The 22,181-nt window shown below is 53.2% G+C and carries 14 protein-coding genes; 8 read left to right on the top strand and 6 right to left on the bottom strand.

The window, feature by feature from the left end:
* Positions 1 to 107: 107 nt before the first annotated feature.
* The gene (locus LOC67_RS17915) at positions 108 to 701 is read right to left on the bottom strand and encodes a hypothetical protein (protein ID WP_230264036.1); all 594 of its coding nucleotides are present in this window, start codon (positions 699 to 701) and stop codon (positions 108 to 110) included.
* Positions 702 to 975: 274 nt separating this feature from the next.
* On the opposite strand from LOC67_RS17915, the gene LOC67_RS17910 reads away from it, so the two are divergent.
* The 6 genes from LOC67_RS17910 (at position 976) to LOC67_RS17885 (ending at position 9,033) form a co-directional block, all read left to right on the top strand.
* Positions 976 to 1,170, top strand: coding sequence for a hypothetical protein (locus LOC67_RS17910; RefSeq protein ID WP_230264035.1), 195 nt, complete (start codon positions 976 to 978; stop codon positions 1,168 to 1,170).
* 616 nt (positions 1,171 to 1,786) lie between these two features.
* Positions 1,787 to 3,007: an NPCBM/NEW2 domain-containing protein gene (locus LOC67_RS17905; RefSeq protein ID WP_230264034.1), complete on the top strand. Its 1,221-nt coding sequence runs from the start codon at positions 1,787 to 1,789 to the stop codon at positions 3,005 to 3,007.
* Entirely contained in the window at positions 3,007 to 4,920 is a 1,914-nt protein-coding gene (locus LOC67_RS17900; protein WP_230264033.1) for a S1C family serine protease, read from the top strand. The genes LOC67_RS17905 and LOC67_RS17900 overlap by 1 nt, the downstream gene beginning before the upstream one ends.
* Entirely contained in the window at positions 4,917 to 5,912 is a 996-nt protein-coding gene (locus LOC67_RS17895) for a S1C family serine protease (protein ID WP_230264032.1), read from the top strand. Before LOC67_RS17900 ends, LOC67_RS17895 begins: the two co-directional genes overlap by 4 nt.
* A 13-nt stretch (positions 5,913 to 5,925) precedes the next feature.
* A complete protein-coding gene (locus tag LOC67_RS17890; protein ID WP_230264031.1) occupies positions 5,926 to 7,893 on the top strand; it encodes a PDZ domain-containing protein in 1,968 nt (655 codons plus the stop codon).
* 129 nt (positions 7,894 to 8,022) lie between these two features.
* Positions 8,023 to 9,033 carry a hypothetical protein gene (locus tag LOC67_RS17885; RefSeq protein ID WP_230264030.1) on the top strand — a complete coding sequence of 337 codons (1,011 nt, stop codon included), beginning with the start codon at positions 8,023 to 8,025 and terminating at the stop codon, positions 9,031 to 9,033.
* Between the two features lie 690 nt (positions 9,034 to 9,723).
* On the opposite strand, the gene LOC67_RS17880 is transcribed toward LOC67_RS17885, so the two are convergent.
* Positions 9,724 to 10,701, bottom strand: a complete 978-nt coding sequence (locus LOC67_RS17880) for an SGNH/GDSL hydrolase family protein (RefSeq protein ID WP_230264028.1) — start codon at positions 10,699 to 10,701, stop codon at positions 9,724 to 9,726.
* 247 nt (positions 10,702 to 10,948) lie between these two features.
* On the opposite strand from LOC67_RS17880, the gene arfB reads away from it, so the two are divergent.
* Positions 10,949 to 11,371, top strand: coding sequence for an alternative ribosome rescue aminoacyl-tRNA hydrolase ArfB (gene arfB, locus LOC67_RS17875; RefSeq protein WP_230264027.1), 423 nt, complete (start codon positions 10,949 to 10,951; stop codon positions 11,369 to 11,371).
* 55 nt (positions 11,372 to 11,426) lie between these two features.
* Here the strand turns inward: arfB and LOC67_RS17870 are convergent, their stop codons facing one another.
* On the bottom strand, positions 11,427 to 12,845 hold the full coding sequence (locus tag LOC67_RS17870) for a DUF1501 domain-containing protein (RefSeq protein WP_230264026.1): 1,419 nt from the start codon (positions 12,843 to 12,845) through the stop codon (positions 11,427 to 11,429).
* A gap of 75 nt (positions 12,846 to 12,920) precedes the next feature.
* A complete protein-coding gene (locus tag LOC67_RS17865) occupies positions 12,921 to 15,812 on the bottom strand; it encodes a PSD1 and planctomycete cytochrome C domain-containing protein (protein ID WP_230264025.1) in 2,892 nt (963 codons plus the stop codon).
* 362 nt (positions 15,813 to 16,174) lie between these two features.
* Between LOC67_RS17865 and LOC67_RS17860 the strand changes: the two genes are divergently transcribed.
* Positions 16,175 to 16,798, top strand: coding sequence for a superoxide dismutase (locus LOC67_RS17860; RefSeq protein WP_230264024.1), 624 nt, complete (start codon positions 16,175 to 16,177; stop codon positions 16,796 to 16,798).
* A gap of 249 nt (positions 16,799 to 17,047) precedes the next feature.
* On the opposite strand, the gene LOC67_RS17855 is transcribed toward LOC67_RS17860, so the two are convergent.
* Positions 17,048 to 19,027 (bottom strand): DUF4340 domain-containing protein, encoded by a 1,980-nt coding sequence (locus LOC67_RS17855; RefSeq protein ID WP_230264023.1) that lies wholly within the window; start codon positions 19,025 to 19,027, stop codon positions 17,048 to 17,050.
* A 168-nt stretch (positions 19,028 to 19,195) separates the two neighbouring features.
* A complete protein-coding gene (locus LOC67_RS17850) occupies positions 19,196 to 22,087 on the bottom strand; it encodes a Gldg family protein (RefSeq protein ID WP_230264022.1) in 2,892 nt (963 codons plus the stop codon).
* Positions 22,088 to 22,181: the final 94 nt, after the last annotated feature.

The raw sequence follows: 22,181 nt of genomic DNA, 5'->3' as shown, positions 1-22,181 counted from the left end.
ATTTCCGGGCCAGCTGAATCGCAGGATGAGCGTTCCGTTCTTGTGTTCCTGTATCAACTGTCAGATCGAAATTCCTGACAGATCGATTCAGTCACCTGTCGCGGCGACTAGCGAACACCGTAGTAGACGGGAACGACAATGGTCGATCGATAGTTGTATCGGCTGTGCGTCATTGGAACAGCATTCCAGTTGGGACGCAGCGGCTCGTAACCGTACCACAAGTTGCGTTCCATCCGCTGCAGACGCTGTTTCTCGCGTAGTTGTGCTCGTGCCTGACGTAGTTCTGAAACCGTTGGCTTATCGAACGAACGGTCCGATGAACTCGACACATCGTCAACGAGCACACCCATTGGCGCACTTTGTGGCTTCTGCAGAACCTTTTCCGGGGCCTGTTTGATTGAGTTTCGCGCGATCGAAGCGGCCGCCACCGACTTCGTCTCGGGCTGATCGCTATTCATCAACGCGTTCGCTTCGGCAATCTCTGTTGCTGACTGTGCATCGTCAGCGAAGACAGGAAACTCGTCTTCGAAAACATTTTCGCTGCCTTCGTACAGCGACGAATTAAACAGTCGTGGTGCCGCCTCATTGGATTCGTATGTTCCCGGCTTTGGATATTGAGCCGAGGCGACGCTTGTCACACAGACAGTGGCGGCTGCGACGATGGCGATGCGTCGAAAGCAATCAATTGAGGTAATCTTCATGGTAGGTGCGGATTTGTGAGATGGAGGGATGGCCAACGTGCCTATCGGCACTGTTCAACCTTCGCGCTGATGGTTTTCACACATCCACGGGGAATTCCGGCCTGGCGAGGACCGGTCATACCGGTTTTTTCGCAATGAGGGTGTTTAGATCCCCATTAAGGCCTCTGAACAGAGATTTCTGGCTGCCGGGTATGGTGCAATTGCCCGTTCGTGCCAACAATCGAAAGTGCAAATCAGGTTTCTGTTTTTCCCACCAACCTACAAAACAAGGCAAATGAAGAAAGTTCTTTGCAACCTGCTCGGTATCTCGACCGTCGCTTTGGCACTCGTTTCAACCGGCTGCCAACCTCCAAAGCCACCAGCGCCAGAGACCGAAGAAGTCGCTAGCGACAACACCACTGCAAACACCACTGCAGCGGCAGAAACCCCAGCTGTTGAAACTCCAGAAGCTGAAGAAGCTGCTGAGTAAGCTTGGTCAATCAATTTGGTTTCGCCAGCCGGATCGCATGTCCCTCATCGCGGGTTCCGGCAGCGAAATCAGGTTTTCCACGCCATGATGTCGCCCTTTCTTCTGCTTTGGACGACTAGCGAAATCCTTTCAACTCCTTTCTAGCATGACGCGATAAGACGGCGAGAATCGAGAAAACAAAGCTTTCTCCTGGGTGATGCCAGCCGCCAGACAACCCCCGTCCGCTTTATTGCATTCGCCGATCCACGCTTTCTTTCACGTGGAATACTAGCAATTCCAACAGGTCCGCGACGTTTCGCTCGTCAACCTGAAGAAATCCTGGGTGACCTGAAGAAGTCGACGAGCGATCCCGGGCAAGCCGCAAACTGCCTAAGCCACCCCTTCTGGGTGCCATCTCTCGCACTTCGCGGAGAGCTTTAGGATGCGTTTTTCGCGATGCGGGTGGTCAGTAATTTTGCGGGCGGTCAGTAATTTGCTGAACAGCAATTCGCCGAACAATGTCTCGCCGAACTGAGGCGTCTTCGACAAGCCGGATTTCTTTGCCAGCTATAGTAACTTGTCAGCTATGGTAAACTGCGGCAAACCATTTCGCTTCGCACCCAAGATCCTTTACGCCATGCGCCGAAACCGTTGCCGGCCGTTGTTCTTCGAGAAGTTATCTCAAGAGAGATTGTTCCCGCTGACAACGGTACTTCTAGCGGTGGTCAACATCACCGTTGCTTTGACGTTTAATGCGGCACTTGCTGCAGATGTTGAAGTCGAACTCAGCTCTGGAGAAAAGGTTCAAGGTCAGTGGACCTCGATTAATGGTGAGTCGATTTCAATTGGTGATCCGGTTCAGCCCCATGAATTGTCACAGGTCATCAGCCTGCGTCCTTTGGCAAATCAAAGCGATGCGATCCCACCGGCAATCAATCTAACGCTGGTCGACGGATCAAATCTGCGAATAACGTCGGTGATTTCAGACGAGTCCGATGTGACGGCGACACCGGTCAAGCGAATGCCTATCGGGTTCCCCTTGGAAGCCGTTCGGTCGATCCGCTTTCGGCCATCGGCCGCAGCGACGGACGCACAGTGGCTGGGACTGTTTGAAAAGGAATTGCGATCCGACCTTCTGGTCATTCGCCGCGCCAACGATCAACTTGATCCCGTCGAAGGAGTGATCTTGTCGATCAGCGCACAGACCGTCAACTTCGAACTTGATGGCGACGAAATCGAAGCCCCGGTTGAACGTCTCGAAGGCGTCCTGTTTCGCAACATCCTCGAAAACTCTAGTTCCGGCACGCGCGTCGAAACGGTATTTGGATCCAGTATGGTGGCCAGCCGAATCCGACTCGCCAATGACGGCCAAGATGTTCAGTTGACTCTTCAAGCGGGTGTCCAGCATGACGTCCCAGTCAATCAGATCAAACGAATCCAATTCGCCAGTGCGCGTCAGATGCTTGCCAGTCAGCCACCTGCATCCAAACGCATGCAACCATACCTAAAGACCGGAATCTCTGAATCATTGTTTGACGCATGGTTCGCGCCATCGTCGGATAAGGACGACATCCTCGCTGCCGCGGGTGGCGAAATCGAATACCGCATCGAATCGGGTTTTGAAAACTTCACCGGCAGCGTCTCCCGCGCGTCCGAATCAGAAGGCAAAGGTAAAATCAAAATTCAAATCGTTGTCGATGATGAGGTCCGCTGGGAACAAGACGTCCAAGACAGCGAGTTAGCCGGGTTTCAAATTTCGGTCGCGGGCGCTCGTCGCATCAAACTATCGGTCCAGCCTACGAACGATGGCGATATCGGTGACCTTGTTCGATTCTTTAAACCGAGACTGCTGAAGTAATGGTGAATTATCAATTGGTCAAAGCGTTCATCGGTCCTACAAGCGTTCTCGCAGGCACGGTCTCCTTTTTTAGAACTGGCACATGGGTCCCATCCCTCGCGTTAGTGACAATCGCTGTTATCGCACTGGCGTCCACAACGGGATTGGCGAAGGCAGCGGAACCTTTGTCGCTTCCACCAGACTTGGTATCGCTAGAACAAACGCGGATCGCGGCAATCGAAAAGGCTAAACCAAGTGCTGTTTGCGTCTTCGTTCCTGGCGGCGGAGGCGGCGGAAGCGGCGTTTTGATTTCACCCGAAGGCTACGCGCTGACGAACTTTCACGTGACGAGTCCCGCCGGATCGTACATGCGTTGCGGGCTTAGCGATGGCCGTGTTTACGATGCGGTGCTGGTCGGACTTGATCCGGTCGGTGACTTGGCAATGATCAAGTTACTCGGTCGCGACGATTTCCCCGTCGCCGAGATGGCTGACAGTCTTAAAGCACAAGCCGGCGATTGGTGCATGGTGATTGGCAACCCTTTCTTGCTGGCGACAAACCTACAACCGACGGTGACGTGGGGAATGCTTAGTGGAGTTGGTCGCTACCAATACCCGTCGGGAACGCTGCTGGAATATGCAGACTGCCTACAAACCGATGCCTCGATCAATCCTGGTAATTCCGGCGGGCCAATTTACAACAGTGAAGGGCAGTTGCTGGGTATTGTCGGTCGGTGCTCATTCGAAAAGCGTGGCCGAGTCAATGTTGGGGTTGGGTATGCGATCTCGATCAATCAAGCCAAGAATTTTCTAGGGTATCTTCGCAGTGGTCGAATTGTCGATCACGCGACACTAGGGGCCACCGTTTCAACGGATCCAGATGGCGGAGTCGTTGTCAGTAACATTCTTGAATCCAGCGACGCATTTCGGCGCGGCATGCGATTCAACTCGGAAATACTGGAGATCGACGGCCGGGTCGTGACAACCGCTAATGATGTTCAGAACGTCCTGGGGACGCTGCCAAACGGTTGGCGAGTCGAAATAGCGTTCCGCGAAGCCGGCAAAACTTTTCGTGTGCCGGTCCGTTTGATGGGCGTTCATCGTCGCGATGAACTGCTCGCGAAGATGCAGTCCGCGCTTCCACCGCCACCACCAGTTCCAGACGAACCAAAAAAATCTGAACCGTCTGAGGGTGATGAATCGGAAGGTGACGAATCGAATCCCAATGAAGATGCCGCCCCATCCGAAGACACACCATCGAAAGAGAAGCGAACCGCTCACGCCGGCAGCGGCATTCCCGATGCCGCATCGAAACTGATCATCGATCGCAAAGGTTTCGCTAACTACTACTTCAACCAACAGCAGCAAGATCGATTTATCAATCGACTGCGGCAACAGTTCCCGGCCAACGCCAGCGAGGACGAGCCCAACCAAGGCTATCGGTGGACGATTGAAGGCAAGAATGCTGACGGCGACGCTATCTTATTGGAAGTCAGCGACGCAAGCTTGGCCATGACCGTGGGCGGAACACGGCTAACCGCAGAGAACCCTTCGGATCTATTCGAAGCGGTCGATCGAGACGCGGTCGGTGGTATTTTGGCGGCGTTGGATGGCTGGAGAAAGATGATCGAAGTTGGGCCGACCAAATTTGGCGAAGCCTATTTCCACGGCACAATGCCGCTCGGTGGCAAACGTCCCCTGCGAGACTGCACGGTCGGCATCTATGGCGAAATGGAAATTCGCTGGTTGATGCATCCAGATTCCGGCATGGTGGAATGCGTCGAAGTCTTTGCCGATCGTGATTCCGATCCTGCCGAGCTATGGATCAACCACAAAGGCGATCAAATCGAAAGCCTTGAATTGAAGTACGGCTTGGACACAAAATTGACCGTTCAAGTCAACCGTTGGGAGCGTGAGGAGGTATCAGCGCAATGATGCGATTTTTATTATCGATCGCTTTCACAGCCCAAGTCCTCGTTGGCGTTTGCAGTGCCCAACAAACATCTGCGACACGCGAGATTCAACAGAAGATCGCCAAGATTTATGGTGCCGGCGGTGTCCGCGGCTTGGAAGCCTATCAAAGTGGCTTTGTCGTTTCGCCGGAAGGACACATCGCGACCGTCTGGAGCTATGTCTTGGATGTGGAACCCATCGTGGTTCTGGATGACGGACGACGGTTTGAGTCCAAAATTATCGGGATCGAACCATCTCTCGAACTCGCCGTTTTAAAGATCGAGGCATCGGACTTGCCTTATTTTGAAGTCGGTAAAGAGCTAAACGCCGAATGGGGCGATCCGATCTTAGCGGCAAGCAACCTATTCAATATCGCTTCTGGGAATGAACCGGCGAGCCTGATGCAAGGAGTCATTTCCGGCATCACCAATCTGGATGCTAGGCGAGGCGTTTTTAAGACGCCTTATCGTGGCAAGATTCTTGTCTTGGACCTCATTGCCAACAATCCCGGTGCGGCAGGTGGCGCTGTCGTTGACGATAGTGGGAAACTGCTTGGCATGCTAGGAAAGGAACTTCGCGATGCCAATACGGGCGTGTGGCTGAACTATGCGATCCCAATCGATGCGCTTCGCAAAGCCATTGGCGATATCATCGCGGGACGTGCCACAACGACTCCACCGGAGGAAACCCCGGTGCTACCGCGCGAGCGTTCACACAACTTGGCGACATTGGGATTGGTACTGGTCCCCGATGTTCTCGAAAACACGCCGGTGTATGTCGACACAGTGACCAAAGGCAGCGCCGCCGAAAAAGCCGAATTACGCCCCGACGATCTGATCCTGTTGTTGAATGGCATCCGTGTTGGCGATCAAAAATCTTTTACCGAACTGCTTCGACGAATCGATCGGCGTGATGCGATCTCACTGACGATCCAACGTGAGAGCGAAGTACTGCCCGTCCGGCTTGTTCCCTAATAGAGCATATTCTGTGAAACAACTTTGCATCTCACGATTCATACAGCTGGCAATCGCTACTTGCTTGGCGATCGTCGCGACGCCTGCACACGGTCAAACACCACAACAGCGGCAACAGATGGCGATGGCTATCCGCAACGCCGCACAGCAAGTCTTGCCATCGGTTGTTTCGATCGAAGTCATCGGCGTTGCGGAAACGACAGGAAGGTCCGAATCGAGCGAAGTTTCCAACGACGCGCCATCATGCGGCCTCATCGTGGACTCTTCGGGATTCGTCATCGCGTCGGACATCATCTTGCGGCGACCTTCGGCAAGTCTGCTTGTCGTACTACCCGACCAAACACGTCTTGCGTCAAAAGTTGTTGCGCGTGATCAGCATCGTGGGCTGGTGCTTTTACAAGTCAACACAGACCAAAAACTGCCCGCAATCGAACTGCCGAGCGAAGTATCGACACCGGTCGGTTCAACCGTTGTCGCCGTCGGTCGCTATGGTACCGATCAATCGCCAATGGTCAGCAGCGGAATCCTCAGTGCCAGCGGTCGCCTCGAAGGCACCATGCTGCAAACCGACGCCCGTGTATCACCGACTTACTATGGCGGCCCGTTGGTCGACCTGTATGGCAATGCGATCGGCTTGGTTGTGCCTGCCGTCGCACCGGGTGGCGCCCCAGACGACACCAGTTGGTATGACAGCGGAATCGCTTTCGCCGTTCCGACGCCGGTCGTTGCCGAAAAGTTAAAACGTCTGCGAAATGGATCCGACATCAAGAAAGGATTGATCGGCATTGTTCCACGTTCCAAAGATCCATTGGAACAGGACACCGAACTGGCTGCGGTCCGGACACGATCGCCGGCCGAAAAGGCTGGCTTGAAAGCGGGCGACACCATTCTGTCAGTCGCCAAACAACCCGTTTCGATGTTTCAACAAGTCAAGCAGGCACTGGGCCCCTACGATGCCGGTGATGAAATCGAAATCCAATACAGGCGGGGCGACGAAACCAAATCGGTACGTGTAACACTTGCAGAAACGATTCCGCCGCTCAGCCCCCAGTACATCGGTGTTTGGGCGATCGAACGCGAAACTGGCGAAGGCGACGAAGCGAGTACCAGCGTCGCCGTTGCCGGAGTCCTCCCGGAATCGCCTAGCGATGGCAAACTAACATCAGGCGACGTGATCGAACGTATGAACGATGCGGAAATTGATTCACTCGCGACGCTGCGACGAAAACTTGTGACTGCCGAGCCCGATACGGACATCGCTTTTCAGATTTCTCGCAATGGCGAATCACAACAAGTAACCGTCACACCAACGTCTATCGCTGGCGACCTGACCGATGCAAACCTTCTCGAGTGGAGCGAAGCATCCGGTGAAACGGATCCCTGGGACACGAAGGAACTGCGTCTGCCTGATGTTCCAAACCTAGGCGCCTATGCCGCACCTGAACCGGACGAAAACATCGACGGTCTCGCCCTGTTGGTACTGCTACTTCCACCGGATCAGCGCGATCCCAAAACGGCATTGGAAGCCTATCGAAAGTCAGCAACTCAAAATGGAGTCGTTGTGCTTGCGATCTGCAGCGAGGACGAACAACGCTGGCAGCCAACGGAAATCGATGTCGTTTCGCGAATGACAACGATGATGGGCCAACGAGTCCCGGTTGCAGCGACAGCGATCGCATCCACAGCCGCCACGGCGGATGGCAAACCGACGGCAGCGGATTCCATGGTTATCGCGATGGCACTTTCGGACCGCAAAAACTTCGATGGCATTGCGGTGTCCGATCAGGCTCGGCCCCCAGCAGTTCGTCTGCGCGAAAACGAACCGGATCGCTCACTTCAAATCCTGATGCCTATAAAATCGCTGGACGACGGACCGACATGGTTATCGCCACTTTCTAAATCCGGCTACCCAATCACACTCGGGGGAGAATTGGGAATCGACGATTTATTGCGTTGGGCACGATTGCTGCAAACGATTTAAGATAAACTGGCAGCAGTCTTAATAGATCCCGCCCTCCCAATTTCTGCTGCCGGTATGAATTGCTCGCCCGCGAATCCTCTGCGTTCCCTATCCCAGTCTCTTCTCTGTTTTCTGGCCACGATTGGATTGATGACGGTTGGCTCTGCCAATGGTCACGCCGAATCTGGAATTTTGAAGTTCCCTGCCAAGGGTGAATCCCATGGCAAGGTCGTCCTTGTTTCGGGTGATGAAGAGTATCGCACCGAAGAATCGATGCCGATGCTTGCCAAAATACTTTCGGTTCACCATGGCTATGACTGTGTTGTTTTGTTCTCGATGAGCGAAGACCTTTCGTACGTCGACCCAAACAATTCACAGGGTGTCGTTGGCTGGAATGAGCTTGATGATGCGGACCTGATGATCATCGGCACAAGGTTCCGGCAACCGTCCCGGGATGACGCCGTTCATGTCACCAAGTTTCTTGATGCGGGCAAACCGATCATCGGGTTCCGTACATCGACGCATGCATTCAACGGCAACGGCCAGTTTGGTAAAGAACTTTCCTATGGTGCATTCGGACTAAAAATCCTCGGCGAACAATGGGTCAATCACCACGGCAAACACAAGCAACAAGGTGGCCGCAGTGTCGTCGTGGACGCAGGTGCCGATCACCCAATTTTGCGATCGGTCGGAGAGGTGTTTACACCATCGGACGTCTATGGCGTCGTCCACCTAACAGACCAAGATCAAATCCTGTTACGTGCTGCCGTGACGGAATCGCTCGATCCTTCGTCCGAAAACATTGATGGCGAAAAGAACTCACCAATGCAGCCCTTTGCATGGGTGCATCAATATCAATCACCCAGCGGCGCGACTGGCCAAGCCTTTTGCACCACCGGTGGTGCCAGCGTCGATTTCGTCGATGAAGACCTACGTCGACTGATCGTGAATTCGGTTTACTTTTTAACCGACCGAGACGTTCCCGAGAAAGCTAGCGTTGCCTTTGTTGATGCCTACTATCCAACCTTTTACGGGTTCATTCGTGAAAAAGGATATTGGAAGAATCTAGGCATCCAGCCTGAAGATTTCGCGATCGGAAAAGCACCGCATTATCCTGATCCCAAGGGAACACCCGAGTGGAGCTTTCGCGATCGACCATAGTCGGTCGATTGCCAAATACTCTGAGCCGCATTGGCGCTAGCCGCGGTTAAGTGACTAGCAACCCAACGTTCCATCAACCGACGCTAGCGCGTTAACGGCTCAGACGCATCACCCATGAGCCGCTTCGGCGTTAGCCGCGGTTAAGTGACTAACAACCCAGCGTCCCATCAACCGACGCTAGCGCGTTATCGGCTCAGACGCATCACCCATGAGCCGCTTTGGCGTTAGCCGCGGTTAAGTGACTAGCAACCCAACGTTCCATCAACCGACGCTAGCGCGTTGACGGCTCAGATTAAGCCCCCATGAACCGCTTCGGCTCTAGCCGCGGTTAAGTGAACAACAGCCCAACATTCCAACAACCGACGCTAGCGTGTCAACGGCTCAGACTCAGCACCCATGAGCCGCTTTGGCGCTAGCCGCGGTTAAGTGATCAACAACCCAGCGTCCATCAACCGACGCTAGCACGTTATCGGCTCAGATTCAGTACCCATGAGCCGCTTTGGCGCTAGCCGCGGTTAAGTGATCAACAACCCAACATTCCAACAACCGACGCTAGCGCGTTAACGGCTCAGCCCCATCCCCCATGAGCCGCTTCGGCGTTAGCCGCGGTTAAGTGACTAACGACCCAGCGTCCATCAACCGACGCTAGCGCGTTGTCGGCTCAGATTAAGCCCCCATGAACCGCTTTGCTCAACGAGAAATCAACTTCGTATTCTCAACGATGCTATTGAGAAACACTCTGCGAATCGCGTCATAGCCACGATCATTCGGATCTTCGATATTGGTAAAGAACCAATAATGGGGATCATCAGCGTCATAACTTGACCGCCAAAACTGCCGACAGTGCGATCCATGGCCGAGAAAGGTTTCATAAAGCGGTACGACATGGACGTTTGAATGACTTGCCGCAACCGATCGGATCGCTTCGTTGTATAGCGCGTGGATCGCCAATCCATCGGGCCAGTCCGGCAAGAAGATGCTCGGCGCATCGCCAACGCCATCTGTCGGATCATAGATATCGCCAATATAGATCTCGCATCCGGCTGGAAACCGCTGTTGCAACTCGCTGAACATTGTCCCCAGCCGAACGGCAAACCGGCTGATCCAAGGACGAGCCTGTTCAACGGTGGCCCCGTACATCGCACATTCACGTGGATCGCTTCGCCCATAGCTATGGATCAAGTCGTTGCCACCGGAAGTCATCAAAACGATTCCGTACTCCGCTTCATAAGCTGGAATCGATTGGCGAATAACCTCAAGATGTGTATTCGATTCAGATCCAGAAATCGCAAAGATCTCATGCTCTAGATTTGGCAAAACCTGTTCCAAACACGCTCCTTTCATTGCCGGAAATTCATCAGCAGGATTTTTCAAAACGCGATTGAAGAATGTATGACTTGGCCCACGGGCACCGAGTCCGGCGGTAACGCTGTCGCCCACGCCGATTACTCGAACAGGTTCCTGAGTCCAGACTTGGTCAAATGCAGACACATCGACGTGGGGACCTGCTGGACCTTCGCCGATGGGGCGTGAGAGTACAAATTCGATATAGGCAAACGTACCAGGGATGACGATCAGTGCGACCGAAAACAAAATCCAGCGACGCCAACGTTTGCGGGCACGTTTGCTTTCTGCCAATGAATTCGCTGTGGATTTTTCTGCATTCATATGCTTTGGCTGAACTTCGCGACTATCGAAAGAGTGGCGTGCGTCATTGGGAAATGCGAATTTGCTCGTGTTTCGTTGCTCTACCAGAGACTGTCAGCCTTCTTCTCAGATCGGCGATTCCCCCAAATAACGCTGACGTTTGAAAACGCCCGTGAGATGAATTCACGCCATTGATGACGATGGGTTGCTGTTGGCGTATCATTTGGAAACGAAACCACTCGACATTGTCAATTTTACTTCGATTCGCATGAACGATTTGATCGTCAGTTCACACCTGACGCTACCGGCTTCTGAATTCACCATCACCAATGCACGCAGCAGTGGCCCTGGAGGCCAAAACGTCAACAAAGTTAATTCAAAGGTCATTTTGCATTGGGCGTTCGAACAATCGGAATCGATTTCAGACGAATGGAAAGATCGTTTCCGACGTTCCTATTCCAATCGAATCAATCGCGATGGCCAACTCGTTCTACAAAGTGACCAACATCGTGACCAAATGCAAAATTTGGCTGAGGTACGCGCACGGCTAGTGCAGATGCTTACCGAAACGCGTCGGCCACCCAAAAAACGCAAAGCCACGCGTCCGACTTTGGGAAGCAAACGGCGCCGCAAAGAAGCCAAAATTCAAAAGAGCCAAAAGAAACAACAACGTCGAATGAAATTTGACTAACGAATGCTCGTCCTTGCGATGTCGCTCGTCTGACCTAGTGCGAATCGATCCCTGGTCAAGCAATCAGTTCGTCGATTACCTTGCCACCGAATTGGCTAAGCTGCTTGAATCGTCCCGCGTGGTAAAACGTCAGCTTGTTGTCATCAAGGCCAAGCAATCTTAGCAGCGTCACATGCAAATCACGCACGTGATGAACGCCTTCAACAGCTTCGGCACCGGTCTCGTCGGTAGCACCGATTGTGTTCCCTGCATTAACACCACCGCCTGCAAGCCAAATCGACATCGCGTTCGGATTGTGGTCCCGACCATAGGCGGTTCCACCACGAACTCCGTTGTCAGGCGAACGGCCAAATTCGCCGCACCAGACAACCAAGGTCGAATCCAGAAGCCCACGATCTTTTAAATCGCGGATCAAACCTGCGATGGGTTGATCAACCGCATTGACCAAGCTGCCGTGGGCACGTTCGATGTAGTCATGGCTGTCCCAACTGCCATGGTATAGCTGCACAAACCGAACTCCACTTTCGATTAACTTTCGGGCCAGCAGGCATTTCCGACCAAACGTGTGTGTGGGCTCGCGGTTCACCCCATACAACTGCAGCGTCCGCTCATCTTCATCCGCCATATCTAAAACATCGGGTACCTGCATTTGCATCCGATATGCCAACTCGTAGTTGGACATCCTTGCAGACAAGTCTTGATGCGTGGGATGCTTGGCCGCATGTCGACGATTCAGTTCGGCGATCAAGTCCAGGTTCAACCGCTGTTGCTGCCGACTGACTCCCTCGGGCGGATCGAGATCCAAAATCGGTGATCCGCTAGGCCGCAAAGCAGTCCCCTGAAAATGGGCTGGCAAATATCCGTTGCTCCAATTGGCCGATCCACCTTGGGGATACGAAACAGCCGGCAACACCACGAATCCCGGAAGATCCTGGTTGATCGAACCGAGTCCATAGGTCACCCACGCTCCCATTGCCGGATCACCGCCGAAACGATTCCCACAATTCATCTGATACATCGCAGTCGGATGATTCACGCTATCGACTTGGCATCCACGATAAAAACACAAGTCATCAGCGACTCCCGCAAGGTGCCGCCAGTTTTCTGCCATGTCAGCGCCGGACTGTCCCGCTCGAATGAACTTAAACGGGCTTTGCACGAAGTACCTTTTGCCGCTTTCCATCGCGGACTTTTGCTTACCGCTTCGATTGAATTCTTTTAGATGTAGTTCAGATAACTTCGGCTTTGGATCGAAGGTGTCGATATGCGATGGCCCACCTTCCATCATCAGGAAGATACAACGTTTTGCCCGTGCGGGAACTTGCTGTGGTTTCGGTTTCATTGGCCCAACCGAATTCCCGGCTGCCAATTCATCGGCCATCATTGCAGTAAATGCGACAGACCCAAGACTGGCGCCCAGTCCATACAAAAAATCACGTCGCATGACAGAGCTTGCTTGCTTGATTCGTTTCATCGTTCACTCGTCCATCGTAATTGCATGGATCCGGCTCCAATCGCTTGCTTGCGCAACAACGGATTTTGGCGTTCTCTAGTAGATGTAGATGAACTCGTTCGAATTTAATATCGCCAAACAAAGATCAGCGAATGCGCGGGTATGTCGATCGACATCGGTGGGCTGAAGGTCTGGCACGAAGTCTTCATTGGAATGGAGGACTTCGACAAAACTGAATTGTTCGCCGGTGTTTTCTTCAACGGCTTCACGACGAATCTCGGTCGGTTGCTGTTTGAATGGTACTGGCTTGTCAGGAAGCATTTGTTCGACCGTCTGCATATGTTCCAGCAGTAAACGACGTTCTCGATCATTTGGCAAACGTCCATACACAAGCTGATAGCAGCGATCAATTGCCTCTCCGTCTGATTCAGTTTCCTTCAAACAACGATGTGCGAGCGCCAACGCCCGTTTGTGTGAACGTTCACTGTTGAGTAACGCAAACACCTGTGGTGTCACGTTCGACTGGTCTCGCTTCTCACTGGAAAAGTCAGGACCAGGCATGTTGAAAACCTCGTGCGCCGGATCGGCTAGCCCACGAAGTCGACATGCGTAAATGGAACGACGGTGCCGATCTGCGGGTAATGGATTGGGTTGCCAAGCTGCCGCGAACGTCCCCATGATCTGACGAGGCTGTAGAGCGACTTCGAGGTTGATTTCCGGGCGACAAGGTACGCCACCCATCTCGGGATTCAGCTCATTAGTCATCGCCAGCATTGAATCTCGAATCTCTTCAGCCGTCAGACGTCTCGGCTGAAAAACTGCATAGTGATTTAAATTGGGATCCAACTTTACTAAGCGTTCGGTGTCAGGATGAGCACTCGAACGGCGGTAGGCCTGACTGTTCATAATCAATCGATGCAGCGTCTTGATCGACCAGCCATCTTCCACCAGCTTTACCGCTAGGTAGTCGAGCAGTTCTGGATGGGTGGGCAGCTTTCCGGTTGAGCCAAAGTTGTTTGGGTTACCGGCGATCGGCTGACCGAAGTGCCACATCCAAATTCGATTCGCGATTGCACGTGTGGTCAATGGATTTTTCGGATTCGCAACCCACTTGGCAAATCCGAGCCGTCGTCCGCCTACGGAATCCTCGATCGGCTCGTCTAGCAAGTCGCCAAGCACACTGAGCACTCCTGGCGAAACGGCCTGGCCAGGCGAAAACGGATCACCTCCAGTCAGGATATGCCCTTTTTCTAACTCACCTTTCAAAGTATCGCTGGGTACTCGAAAGGGAGAGCTGATGGATTTGACATCGGGCGTATGGCCGTTGTAAACCGACAGTGCGAACGGTTTAAAAGTGTCCTCTTCAAACGCCAACGCTTGCAGCCCTTTGCGTGCGACTCGCTCCAGCCCGAACTGCTGCGGAGTAAACCCGACCAACTTTGGCGGATACTCATCTTCACGCAAACCTTTTTTGATTTGATTCCTAGCCGAATTGAAGATCGAAGACTTCCTTTGGTCCTTCAACTCCGAAACGATCTGCCGCCACTGCGAATCGTCGAGGTCGTTTTCCTTGTACCATTCAATCGCATTGGCGAGTAACGCTTCGTCCAACTGCGCCGCGGCTTGTTGATAGTCAGCTCGACGCAAATCGAGATATCGTTTTTGATCGAAGCCGTGAACGTTCTCATTTTGCAAACGCTCCGCTCGTCGGTCGGCCAACTGAGTTGTCTGAAAGACCGCTTGGATACTGTAGTAGTCACGTGTGGGTACCGGATCAAACTTATGATCATGACATTTGGCACACTGCAGTGAATGAGCAAGGAAGGTTTCGCCGACGCTATTGGTTACGTCATCCAAAAATCGTTGACGAGCGACCTTGGCGACTTCCATCCCGGTCAGTTCCCATGGCCCCATCCGTAGAAAACCAACTGCGATGCGCATTTCTGGATCGTTCGGGTCCAATTCGTCGCCAGCGATTTGTTCCATGACAAAACGGTCATATGCCTTGTCTTGGTTGAATGATCGAATCACATAATCCCGGTATCGCCACGCACCACCACGATGAAAGTCATTCGCGAAACCTGACGAATCCGCGTAGCGGACGACGTCCAACCAATGCTGAGCCATCCGTTCGCCATAGTGTTTCGATCGCAACAGACGATCAACAAGATCAGCAACAACGAGATCATCCGATCGAGAATCGTCAAGAAAGCTTTGAACTTCTTCTGGCGTCGGCGGCAATCCAGTTAAATCGTAGGTCGCACGACGGATGAAGACTCGGCGATCCGCTGTTCCGGCAGGTGACAGCCCGTCTGGCATCGCGTGATTGATCAGCTGATCAATCGGGTTGATCGGTCCGTCAGCGATGTCCGGTTTCTGCAACGGTTGATAGGCCCAGAGTGATTCGGGTTGGTAGCGACGGTTCGTCCATGCTTGATCGAGCCCACCTGAAGTCTTCACAGTGACACCATCTTCGACGGACCAACGTGAATCGTTGACTCGCTGAATTTCCGCGATCCTATCTTTGCTGGGCCAAACTGCCCCCGTTTCGATCCAGCGGTGCACATAGCCGAGTTGCTCCTCGGTGACCGCCTCGGCGTCCTTAGGAGGCATCGCGGACCAATCATCACTGGTCCGTGTCATCACGAGGTACAAGGGACTCTTCTCAGGATGTCCCGCAATGACAGCAGCTTCACCGCTCTCGCCCCCTGCAAACGCCGTCTGCTGGTTGCGCAGATCGAGTTCGCCTTCGATCGCGTCTTGATCTGCGCCGTGGCAACCGAGACATTTATCTCGGATCAGCGTTTCGATTCGGCGGACAAAGATAGCCTCCGACTCGCCGATGGGTGAATCCACGGTATTGCCGCTTGGCTTTAAGGCCGCTTCATCGGCAGCGACCACCATACTGCTTAGAAATAACCCAACAATCGCCGAGGCGGAGACGAAAACTTTGGTGAAGTGACTGATCGCGATCGAATGTTTGACCATAAGATTTACAAACGTTTCGATAGGAGAAGTGTGGTCAACGAAATCGGGAACTTGCAAATTGCGCACGGCGGCTGGGCTAGGTGCGCACGGCGACCGGGCTAGGGTCGAGCCGATTTGCACGAATTGACTTTGGTTGACAAGGTGTCGAGGCGGGAAGTTTGACGCCGTTAACCGGCACTGTAGGCGGGGCCAATGGAACAACGGCCCACTCATTCTACCACGTCTGGAGGCTGGGTTCGAATCAGCCACCTTGCGCGGACTTGCCACTGTCGCTATCGTTTCATGAAGCACGGTCCCCGATTTAGTCGGGCCCCAAAAAACAAATTTAGCAATTTCCCCGAATCAACAGTGGAGAAGCTTCGATGGCTTACACATTGCCCGAACTGCCATACGCCAAGGACGCCTTGGAGCCTCATATCGACGCCAAAACCATGGAAATCCACCATGGCAAACACCACAACGGCTATGTCACCAAGCTGAACGCGGCAATCGAAGGCACCGACCTAGGCTCGAAATCGGTCGAAGAACTGGTATCAGACCTTTCGGCAGTCCCAGCTGATAAGGTTGGCGCTGTCCGTAATAACGGCGGTGGACACGCTAACCACTCGCTTTTCTGGAGCGTGATGGGTCCAGGAAAAGGCGGCGCGCCATCGGGCGATTTGGCCGCAGCGATCGATAGCGCATTCGGTAGCTTCGATGCATTCAAAGAAGCATTCGAAGCCGCTGCAGCGACCCGCTTCGGAAGCGGTTGGGCATGGCTCTATGTCGAAGGCGGAAGCTTGAAGGTCGGCAGCACAGCCAACCAAGACAGCCCTTTGATGGGTGCTGACGTGGCTGGCATCAGCGGAACTCCAATCTTGGGCTTGGACGTATGGGAGCACGCTTACTACCTGAACTACCAAAACCGCCGTCCTGACTACATTTCGGCGTTCTGGAACGTCGTCGATTGGGACGCCGTTGCGACACGTTTCGCAGCTGCCAAGTAAGACCAAAACGGCCTGATCCTTTTCCGAACTGCTAAGTCGCTGATTTGGCAGCACGGAAACATTGGCAATGTTCAATATAAAAAACCGATGCGCCTTCATGGCTCATCGGTTTTTTTGTTTCGACTTTGCAAGACAGAGCAGGGCGATGCCCTATCGCCGAAACAGCTTGCAGCCAGCAACTCTGCGGCGAGTTGCAACCTAGGGGCAACAACTCGCTATCTCGCAAATTGTCCGATCGAACGGATCGCCTTAGTTCCCAAATCCTGGTGGGATCTGAAGCCCAGGCGGTGCTGCTGCCGGATTGAATGGAGGCATGCCTGGAGCCGCTTCCGATTGGAAAAGGTCATCCCGCTCGACCCGCAGTTTCGAGTAGGTTTCTTCGGGGATCACGTAGTACCAATCTGCAAACCGCTCGTTGAGCGACTTGCTTTGCAGCTGAGCTTCTTGCAAGTTCTCCTTACGCTCTTCCAGCTTGCGTTCGTTCTCCTTGGTGATTTTCTCTTGAATCGCGGCAAGCCGTTCAAGCTTTTCTTCTTCCGTTTCAGCAATCGGCTGATCAGTTGCAGGTGCCTCGGTTGAACCAGCTGCCGGCGTTTGAGCTTCTGCATCGTCGGCGACAGGAGCTTCCGAATCGGCGTTCGTATCGTCCGACGGTTCTTGACCTTCACCGATGGTTGTCGACTCACCTTCACCACTGGCTTCGGTTTCACCCGCTTCGCCGGTCGGTTCCGCATCACCGCTTTGCTCGCCCTCGGATGAGGCATCTTCGCCGGATGTTTCGGTTACCGCTTCGCTCGTTTCCGCTGCAGCTTCCTCTTGCATCTCTTCAGCCTCGGCACTTTTTTCTGCAGCATCTGCCTCAGGCTGCTCTTCTGTATTGGAGGGCTGCTCTGCATCTGAAGGTGTTTCAGGCGAATTCATTTCAGGCGTGTTCAACTCCGGCGGAGCGTTCTTGATTGCCTCTTCCGCTTCCTTTTGATCCATCGCATCGAGATCTTCTAAGGTCTGCGGAATCGGCTTCAAGTCGGGAACGGGGAACATCGATTCATTCACAACAGTGCTGACCATCAGGTAACGGTTGACGCCACCAACCGTGGCTTCCGGATCTTCTTCGTCGGAGCTATCCGCGGTGCCGCTGATGTTCCCGAACCGAAGGATGTACTGCACACCACCTTTTGTCGTCGCGGTCAATTCTCCGTTGGCAGACAGAAGCTCGATTTCCCCATTCTCGCCAATCGGAACAGGAAGGAATCCCCGTGAAATCAACTGCGCGGACGATTCACGGTCCGAGGCAAAATCTTTGTCAGCTTTTAGATTGGCACTGATACCTTCGGGCTTACGAACAACGTCGACGAACTTTAAATCGTCCAAGGCGTTTTCCAGGTCTTTTAGCTTTTGGGCATTCAGTGTTTTTCCCGGTTCGACCTCAACCGTTTTGAAATCGGTCAACGAATTCTTTTTTGTGTATTCCTTGATCGAAGCCAACGTCCAATCGGTACCGTCTTTTTCTAACTCGGCTTTGTAGTTGCCGACAAACGTCACGCCTTCCAAAGCGATGTTGGTGCTGTAGTCGTTGACTTCGATGTTTTGGACATCGATGCTGGACAACTGCAACAGGTCTTCTTCGATCCAATCTTGGAACTTAGTGGTCAATGGAGCATCGTTTAGGGAGACGACATAAACAGGATCTTGCCCGGGCTTACGAACGTAGATCTGTCCCTCTTGGTCTTTGACCTCTTTGCCGATGATGATCGATGCCAATTCCTTCTGTGTCTTGTCTTTGAAGGTCACCAAACGACCGACACCTTCGTCACCAACGTCCAGCGTTTCTAGCTTTGGTTCGACAACGCCCATTCCACTGTGATCTTCGGGATTGTCAGTCGGGACGTCCAGGATCTTCAGTCCGACGAACGCATTGGCGGCATTCTTCATCTGCTCGACCGCGTCGGCAGGGTAGCCACCCCTGGACGGAATCGTCCAAATACCAGATTCGGAATCCTTACGGACTTCAAAATTCTTCATCTCGCCCAGCGTTTCGTTGAACGTCACGATCTTTAAGCTGGACGCGGCGAGTGCGTCTTTGAACTCGGGGCACAACAATTCACCGATAAGAGCGTCATTGCCACGTTCGCTATCGGCGTCTCTCGTGGGCCATACAACTGCCGCGGCGACAATGGCGGTCACGCAAGCAACGGCCCAGAAGATCCCAGTTTTCTTGGTTTCGTTCACCGTCAATTCTCTTGATTGAATCGTTTAACTTTTGTTTTGCTTGAACGATTCGCCGACCAAACGCCAGCGAATCTGTAGTGGATGTCTCGATTAATTCCGGCAACTGGTAACCCGGCTGCGACACAGCACCAATGCATCGCCGGGGTTCTCGCAGCAGCCGGATAAAAACTACTTCAGTCGAGCCTTGCTGATGTGCTCACGTTCTCGAAGTCGTCGCGAGGCAAAGACACAGATCCCAACCGCCAGTGGTGGAATACATGGCAAAAGCACCGCGTAGAACTTCACCTGGTTTTGAATCGCTTTGACCTTTTGGTCCGATTCCCGCTGAATTCTGGCAATGTTTTGCTCCGCTTGACGCTCGGCCTTCGCACGCTTGACGTCCAAAGCACGATTCAACTGACTTTGAATCGTTTGGAACTCAATCATTTTCGCTTTCGAGACAGACTGAGGAATCGTGCCGTCCTTACTTTTCCTCTCGATCTCGCGTGATTCTTCTCTCAGATCTTGTATCTCGCGATCCATCGCTTCCTGTGCTTCGCGAACGGCAGCCTTGCTCTCTTCTTGGAACTCCTTGCGTTTCTTGCGAACTTCGCCGCTGGCTTCTTCCTTTTCGGCGTCAATCATTCGCAAGCTGGCGAAGTGTGGCTCGTGCTTCCGCACTTCGATGAAATCTGTTTCGCCGGTCAACCAGTCGATAATGTTCAACAGGAAGGTCACGTTCTGAAACTGGAATCGCATTTCGGCCGCCTGGTTGGGGTCGGCACGAATCCGCAAGAAAATATCCAGCATCAGGTCGGTGTCAGCGACGTATGCCGCCTTGATCGGCTTTTCTTTTGCCGGCGAGTCTTCACCAGCAGATTCACCGGCTGCGGCAGATGCCTCGCCTTCGATCGTCATCGCCATCACTTGGTTTGGATCGGCACCGTCAATGGCATTTGCCAAGCCGTTCATTCCCGAGCCCAGCAACTGCTTCAGCTTGTCGACATTCAGCGTTCCACTGATCGCACCGGTACTAAGCAACGGCGTGTGCTTGAGAGTCGCATTCTCGGTCGGGCTGATTGTTCCGCCATACAGAGCGAGCACCTGGCGAAGTCCATCGGTGATCGGACTCTCGGAGCTTAATGCCTTACCAGCTTCAACGCCGGGAGCATTTTCGTCGATGAAAGTCCAGAACAGGTCTGCGTTCATCTCCAAGTTTGGGTAGGGATTGAAATCCTGCCAAACGATGTCGCAGTTGTAATAAGGCACACCGGCTTTTCCTTTGCTTTGCAGCTGCAGGACTTCCCAAAGCTCTCGAATGTCACCTTTGGGCTGCTGGCCACCGCCGCCGAACATACCGCCCCCGGATTGCTTCGGATCGCCGGTCGCAGTGATCTCGGGACGAAACGCGGGGAACGGATCTTCAAAGATTGCTGTCGGTACACCTGCTTTGACCGCATCGGTTAAACGCTCAAATTGCGGAGGCGCCAGCGAAGAAGGCTGCACGACCAAAAGGGCATCGTAAATCTCGGGATCCACTGGTGCATCCAGATTGATCTCTTCGACTTCGTATTGCTTGCTCAGTTCTTCGATCAATGGGTGCTTTTCGATGCGACGCATCTGCATTCCTGACATCGTCATACCGCCCATCAACTGGGCATCGGTTCGGACGACACCAAGACGCTTTCGATCACCGCGAGCGACGGTGTTGATCGAACGAACCAATTCGTATTCGACAGGGATACCGTATTCAAAAATCGGTACCACGACCTTTTCCAAACCGGCCCGGAACGCGGCCCCCATGATTAACGGTTTCTGTTGGAACGATCCTTGTTCACGCACCATTCGAGTGACTGGCTCGATGCCAAACCGCTCCGATGCGAGCGCCGCGTCTTCGCTAAACAGATCGATACCGTCATGCAAGTTGACTTCGATCGTTCGACCATTCGCAGCTGCTTCGCTGCGAAATTCCTTCAGCAGGTTGATCAATTCGTAACGAGTCCGCGCGTACATCTCGGGGACTTCTTTACTGATAAACGCATCGATCTTGATCGGCCGATCGGATTCCAAGTTGCGAATCAGTTTACTTGTTGCCGGGGCAAGCGAACTGACCTTGCCTTCGGTCATGTCAAAACGCTTCGGGTCACGTTGGCGGAACAACGCGACAGCGCTGGTCGTGATCACCAACAGCGCGATGATGCGAGCCAGATAGTGATAGGCCATCGTGTTGCCGTCTTTGCCGCCGGTCCAGTGCCGGCGTCCGATCAACACCATGCAGGCATAAAGCGCAACAACTGTCACCAGAACGAAGTAGGCGACCGAAGAAACGCTGATCACGCCGCGCCCAAAATCATCAAACGGACGTGCAATGCCACTCGCCTGAACAAGATCTGACAAATTTAAACCAAACACTTCGCGTTCGGTCATGATTGACTTTGCCAACGACGCGAATGCCAATGGCGCGTTGAAAAGCGAACCGAGAATGAAGCCGACCGTCAGGTTGCCGGTCAAGAATGAAGCGACCATCCCGATCGCGATCATCGTGATTCCGACGAACCAATATCCGATGTAGGTTGAAAAGATCAGCCCTGTATCCAAGCTGCCTTCGGTCAGGACCGTCAGCGTTACGAAGGTGCTTAATTGGCTGAACAACAGCGATGCCGTGAAAATGGCTGCCGCCGCCATGTACTTACCGATCACGATGTCAAAGTCGTCGGCGGGAAGTGTCAGCAACAATTCATCAGTTCCGGCACGTTTCTCTTCAGCCCAGATGCTCATCGTGATGGCGGGGATGAACACCAACATGATCAACGGATACCAATAGTTCAGCTGATCGAGTGTCGCCAAGTTCTGATTAAAAAACTCGTCCGGCCAAAACGCCGCGACAGACGTGAGAAACACAAAGATGCACAGAAACACATAACCGGTCGGATTACTGAAGTACCCGATAAAGTTACGTTTCATCACCGCGAACGCGGCACGCTTGGTTCCTGCTAACAATCCAAAGATGGCCAACACGATGCACATAAAGATGGCATCCATAATGACCAGATTCAGCAACGCAAAAAGACTGTCGTTCATGTCGAATCGAGCAGAGAATGATTGGGGAAGGGCAGTGGTTCAGGTTGATTGACGACTAAACAAGACGATGGCGTCGTTCGGTCGATTGCATGTT

Origin of the sequence: Stieleria sp. JC731, from assembly GCF_020966635.1 — a bacterium.
GTDB lineage: Bacteria > Planctomycetota > Planctomycetia > Pirellulales > Pirellulaceae > Stieleria.
This window is presented reverse-complemented; position numbering and strand designations above follow the sequence as displayed.